The following is a 6,396-nucleotide window of genomic DNA, read 5'->3' as shown; positions in this document are numbered from 1 at the left end:
GCCGGAAAGAGCGGCAGGCGTGTCGTCTCCGCCTTCATCGCCACGGCATTCGCCCAGGTACGGCGGAATCTGCCAGCACGCAGTGGCGCAATGTTGCCGACCAGATAAGACCAAAAGTGCCGAAGCTCGCCGCCATTATGGATGATGCCGAAGAGGATGTGCTCGCCTACATGACTTTCCCGAAAGAGCACCGGGCAAAGCTGCACTCGACCAATCCAATCGAGCGCCTCAATGGCGAGATCAAGCGCCGCACCGAGGTCGTCGGCATCTTTCCCAACGACGAAGCCATTGTCCGCCTCGTCGGCGCATTACTGCTCGAGCAAAACGACGAATGGGCCGTTCAGCGGGCCAGGTATATGACACTTGAGACTATGGCGTCGATGAGCGATGATCCGCAAATCAGCCTGCCTGCAGTCGCACGCTGATATCCCCTCCGGCCCTTGCCGGAAAGCACGGCCATCAGGCGCGAGCTACACCACCCATCGGGACACCATCCTCTCAACGATCGGGCGACTACTCCAACTCTTCACTCCAGACGAATGCGATCAAGCCGAGCAGCCCCCAACACGCCCGCCCTTGGAGTGACCGGAACTGGCGAAACTTCCATAACCTGGATGTTTGGCATCACAAAAATCGATTTTACTTCGAGCGAACTCAAGGGCCCACAAGTAGCAGTATTGACGGAGCCATCGTTGCCGGCGACCGCTTTCTCGGGAATTCGCGTGCATTCCACGCCTCCGGATTCGCCTCGCTCTCCCCACCCAGCAAAATCGTGCACAGTGTTTCGGAGCCAAATTTGACGCGGGTCAACAACTATCATTTATTGCACCGTGAGCTGGCGGAGGAGGACCCATGGCGGCTCGACGCCAATGCGTTCGAGCAGGAGCGACATTCGCAGATGCTTCGGTTGTCGTTTTCCCAAGGTCCTATCACCAACGCACTCGAAGTCGGGTGCGCGGCCGGCGCATTCACGGAAAACTGGCGCCTTATTGCAAGCGGCTGACTGTGATTGATGTGGTGCCGCGAGCGATTGCTCGAACGAGGCAACGGATGAAGGAATCGTCTCACATCAACTGGATAGTCGCTGACGTTCGACAGTTCTCGACTCAGCAGCTATTCGATCTGATCGTCGTGGCCGAAGTTCTTTATTATCTCGAGGATGTAGCCGCGATACGCACCGCCGTTCACAACCTGGTGAGCATGCTGGCGCCAAGTGGGCACATGGTTTTTGGATCCGCAATCGATGCTAATTGCCGGCGCTGGGGGCATGTGGCCGGTACCGAGACCGTCATCGCGATGTTGAACGAAACGTTGATCGAGGTGGAGCAGCTTTATTGCCGCGGCGCATCGGTCAATGAAGACTGCTTGCTTTCCCGTTTTCAGAAATCGACTACCTGATTTGGATAGAGACACTAAGCGCGTCTGTGGCATCAAGTTAACCCATGACGGGGCTATCGCCGTTGTCGAGGATGGAAGGCTCGTCTTCTGTACTGAGCAGGAGAAGCGGAATAACAATTCGCGCTATCAAGAAATCAACAATCTCGATGCTGTTGTGGCGGCTCTGGCGGAAAACGGGGTCAATGCAAGAGATGTTGATCAGTTTGTCATCGACGGCTGGGACGGTGAGGCCGAGTCGCGGTTCAAGGTCCTCAGTGGGGAGACTCCTGTTATCCTCAGAGGCGCGCCTTACGTTGAACGTCACGCCGAGGGACTTCTCGATTGGATCGGCGGCTCCGGCCTCACACTTGGTGATCGGGTTTTTAGCTACAGAAGCTATCCGCATGTGACGAGCCATGTCGCCTCTGCATACTGCACCAGCCCCTTTGCCAAATCCGGAGACCCTGCGCTTTGCCTGGTGTGGGACGGCTGCATATTTCCGCAGCTCTACCATGTGGAAGGCAAGCGAGCCAGCTTCGTCAAATCCTTGTTCCCGGTAACAGGTCAGGCCTACGCTGCCGCGGGCCACTACTTCGGCCCCTATAAGCAGACGAGCCGCGGGGGCTGGGACCTTGGCGTTGCCGGCAAACTGATGGCCTTTATCGCACTGGGATCAGTTCACGTACGCATCGTTGCTGTGTTCCAAAAGCTCTATCAAGAACACTTTGCCGGCGATACTGCGCTTGCCTGCGCCTTCCGTGCGAACATCAACAACTCGGAATCCTCACTTGCGGCCGTGCACGATTTTTTCGCTGCGAGCGCGCTCCAATTGGGGCAGAGGCGCCCGAAGACGTGCTTGCATCGTCTCATTTTTTCCTCGAACGTCTCCTCGTTGACGAAATGGCGAACGCCTTGCAGCACCATCCCCTGCCGGGAGCACGCAATCTGTGCATAGCTGGCGGCTGTGGACTCAATATTAAATGGAACAGTGCGCTGCGCGAGACAGGCCTGTTCGATTCGGTTTGGGTACCGCCCTTTCCTAATGACAGCGGCTCTGCGATTGGTGCAGCCTGCTGTGAAATAGTGGCCCAGCAAGGGTTCGTGCCATTAGACTGGTCAGTCTACAGCGGCCCGAGCCTGCAAGCAGGCGAAGTACCAGCTGGGTGGCATGCTAGCCCGTGCAGCATCTCGGAAGTGGCCGCCATCCTCGCCAGCAACAAACCCGTGGTTTTCCTTTCCGGGCGCAGCGAGCTTGGACCACGGGCACTGGGAGGAAGAAGCATTCTGGCGGCTGCGACCTCGCCGGAAATGAAAGATCATCTTAACGAAATCAAATTCCGCGAACACTTCCGGCCAGTTGCGCCAATATGTCTGGAGGACCGTGCACCGGATATATTTAGTCCCGGAACGCCCGATCCATACATGTTGTTCGATCACCAGACGAAGATGCCGTGGCAGGACAAAGTTCCTGCAGTTGTACATCTTGACGGATCTGCGCGGCTGCAAACCATTTCTAGGAACTCTCAGCATAAGGTCGCCGAGGTACTTGTCGAATATGAAAAGCTCACGGGCATTCCGTTGCTTTGCAACACAAGTGCCAATTACCATGGGCGTGGCTTCTTCCCAAGTGCAGCCGCAGCCTGCGAGTGGGGCCGCGTTGAACACGTATGGTGCGACGGCATGCTATACAGGAAACCGTCCGCAACCGCGTGATCCTATCGGGCGCGGGCTTCGCGCAAGATACGTGTATGTCAACGCATAAGGTTGCTGCCCCACGGCGAAAGGTCACTCTTCCACTGGGGAGCAGCGAACTCCTGGATCGAATGTACAAGTTGAACTTCCGTTCGCCGTTTTCGATCTAACCAAACGCTCGTATATCATTGCGCAGGGCAGTTCCTATGAGCGCCCTTGGTACGAGCAGGCCTATGACGGTGGCTGGGGCGGTAAAAGGCTTGCCCGCGGTGCGCCGCTCCGCTGACAACCGAGATTGCAGCTCAAGCGCATTCCTCAGCCAGTCACAGGATAAATACGAACCCGTGAGCGACCGTTCTCTTCCAGCAACTCGGCCCTATAAGGCACGCCGCGGATGTTGATATATGTCGGGCGCCCGGCTTCCGGCATGAGGCGCTCGCTCTCTAGTGCACGGTCAAGGTAAGGTGGAAGCTTGCCTTGGACCGAACTGGTTTGGCAGTAGATTGATATCTACCAGTACGTCGATCACGACATTCTAGGCTGGTTCGGAGCCGTGGCGCCAATTCTCGCCAATGATAGGTCCGATATCCGGAAGCTCCTGAGGGGTCCCCGACGGCCTGATGAGCGACAGCGGTCTGGCGGAGGTGTCAATCGGCACTGAACTTTGACCCTTATTGGAGTGCGCCCTTGGGTGGACAGTCCGGGATGACGAATTGACCGGCCTACCAGGTTTTCGGAAAAATCCCCCGAGCTTGTTGACCAAATTGCCGCTGACGGCGCGGCTCTTCATACGCAGAAGCGCGGTTCTTCCACAAAGCAAGGCTGGGTGTCGACAATCCCGAGTCAACCCTATAGCGCGAACTCCCTGAAGTGCCGGATCCGACCGCGCCCGACGTCGTCCAACGCCGTTTCGCGGTTGCGACACACAGTGCCACTTCTCCTACAACGGCCTCCCAATGACCCCGAAAAAACCGGGCTGGCACAGCTCTTGCCCACACAGACTGGCACAGCTTTTGCTAAGAAGGGTGCGAAGCGGTTGATTTTAAACGCTTCCAATACGTTTATCGAGGCTTTCGAAGAGGCAAACCATGCTCACTACATTTCTGAACAACTTGATGATGGCGATGACTATGGTCACCATGACGGCTCCCGCCCAGCCCCAGATGACCACCGTCGCCACGGCGATTGATTCCAACCCCAACAAAGCTTCCAAGGACGCCTCCGATCCTCGCGCCTATCTGAACGAGATCGACGGCGACAAGGCGATGACCTGGGTCGAGGCGCATAACCTTTCGACCGTCGATAAGCTGTCGAAAGATCCGCGTTACAGCGAGTACCAGGCCGACGCTCTGACGATCCTACAGGCGACCGACCGCATTGCTTCGCCCAGCTTCGCGCGCAACGGGATGATCGACAACTTCTGGCAGGACGGCACGCACGTGCAGGGCCTGTGGCGGCGCACGACCTGGGAGTCCTACAGGTCCGGCAACCCGCAATGGCGCACAATTCTCGACGTCGATGCGCTATCCAAGGCCGAGGGCAAGACCTGGGTATTCGAAGGCGGGGACTGCCTGCCGCCCACGAGCAATCTCTGCCTCATCCGCCTGTCCGATGGCGGCAAGGATGCGGATGTGGTCCGCGAATTCGACATTGCCAAGGGTGAATTCGTTAAGGAAGGCTTCGTCCTACCCGAAGGCAAGCAGTCCGTGACCTGGGTGGACGAGAACACCATCTACGTGACCCGGGAATGGACGCTGGGTGAAGTGACCTCTTCCGGCTATGCCTACGTCACCAAGGTGGTAAAGCGCGGCCAGAGCTTGGATCAGGCGGTCGAGATTTTCCGCGGCCAAAAGAAGGACGTCTCGGCTGAGCGCGGCGTGCTACGCGACATCGATGGCAAGTATGTTATGGACACCTCGTATCGCGGCCTCGACTTCTTCAATACCGAACTAGCCTTTTACCCAAACGGCCACACCGATACGCGCAAGGTGGTCCTGCCCCTACCGACCACGGCCGTCTTTAGCAGCTACTACAAGGGCCAGGCAATCTATTGGTTGAAGTCGGACTGGACCTCGGCCAAAGGCACCGTCTTCCACAATGGTGCGATTATCGCTTTCGATCTCAAGGCGGCGCTCGCCGATCCAGCGCGCGTTGAACCGCTTGTGCTGTTCATGCCAAACGAGCATCAATCTGTCGCAGGCACTACCCAGACCAAAAATCGTCTCGTGCTGTCGATCCTATCGAATGTCACCAGCGAGGTGCGCAGCTTCGATTTCGGCAAGGGCGGCTGGTCGTCTTTCAAGCTGGCTCTGCCGGAAAATTCGACGCTGTCCCTGACGTCTAGCGACGATGAGAGCGATCAGTTGTTCGTCTTCTCAGAAGGGTTCCTCGAACCTTCAACTCTGTTTTGCGCCGATGCTGCAACCGGCCAAGTCGAGAAGATCACTTCGACCCCAGAACGCTTCGATGCCGGAGGCCTGCAAGCACAGCAGTTCTGGGCGACCTCGAAGGATGGAACGAAGGTTCCATACTTCCTCGTAGCGCGCAAGGACGTCAAGCTGGACGGCACGAACCCGACCATCCTCTATGCCTATGGCGGTTTCCAAATTCCAATGCAGCCCAGCTATTCGGCGGTGCTCGGCAAACTGTGGCTGGAAAAGGGTGGTGCCTACGCGCTCGCGAATATCCGCGGCGGCGGCGAATTCGGCCCGAAATGGCACGACGCCGGTTTGAAGACAAATCGTCAGCGCGTCTATGACGACTTCCAGGCCGTTGCGCAGGACCTGATCGCCAAGAAGGTTACTTCGACACCGCATCTCGGGATCATGGGGGGTTCGAACGGCGGCCTGCTCATGGGCGTGCAAATGATCCAGCGCCCCGACCTGTGGAACGCAGTCGTGATCCAGGTGCCGCTTCTCGACATGGTCAATTTCACCCGCATGTCGGCAGGAGCCTCCTGGCAAGGCGAATATGGCAGTCCCGACGATCCGGTTGAAGGCGCCTTCCTGCGCTCGATCTCGCCTTATCACAACGTCAAGGCGGGCGTAGCGTATCCGGAACCCTTCTTTGAGACTTCGACAAAGGATGACCGCGTCGGCCCAGTGCACGCGCGCAAGATGGCCGCCCTGTTCGAAGACATGGGCCTGCCCTTCTACTATTATGAAAATATCGAGGGCGGTCATGCCGCCGCCGCCAACCTGCAGGAACACGCCCGCCGCTACGCCCTCGAATACACCTACATGTTTCAAAAACTCATGGATAATAAGTGAGTGCGTAAAGCCTTAGAGCCTGACCGAAAAAGAGTTGAGTGAAATCAGCCAGTTGTGA

Annotated in this window: 1 protein-coding gene and 3 pseudogenes; all 4 read left to right on the top strand. The window is 57.5% G+C overall.

Translation table 11 applies throughout. From position 1 onward, the window contains the following. Window positions 1-425: pseudogene (locus N181_RS05740) on the top strand (transposase); the annotation flags it as partial. Between the two features lie 344 nt (window positions 426-769). Continuing rightward, window positions 770-1,398: pseudogene (gene nodS, locus N181_RS05735) on the top strand (nodulation methyltransferase NodS). A gap of 1 nt (window position 1,399) precedes the next feature. Beyond that, window positions 1,400-3,090: pseudogene (gene nodU / locus N181_RS05730) on the top strand (nodulation protein NodU). 1,094 nt (window positions 3,091-4,184) lie between these two features. Next, a complete protein-coding gene (locus tag N181_RS05725; RefSeq protein WP_234886011.1) occupies window positions 4,185-6,338 on the top strand; it encodes a prolyl oligopeptidase family serine peptidase in 2,154 nt (717 codons plus the stop codon). The last annotated feature ends 58 nt before the right edge of the window (window positions 6,339-6,396 follow it).

This window comes from Sinorhizobium fredii USDA 205 (genome assembly GCF_001461695.1).
In the GTDB taxonomy this organism is placed as follows: domain Bacteria; phylum Pseudomonadota; class Alphaproteobacteria; order Rhizobiales; family Rhizobiaceae; genus Sinorhizobium; species Sinorhizobium fredii.
The sequence above is the reverse complement of the archived record's forward strand: the minus strand, read 5'-3'. Positions and strand labels throughout refer to the sequence as shown.

Excerpts from the sequence above, each read along its gene's own strand:
- N181_RS05725 (WP_234886011.1), top strand. The coding sequence starts at position 4,185 with ATGATGGCGATGACTATGGTCACCATGACGGCTCCCGCCCAGCCCCAG.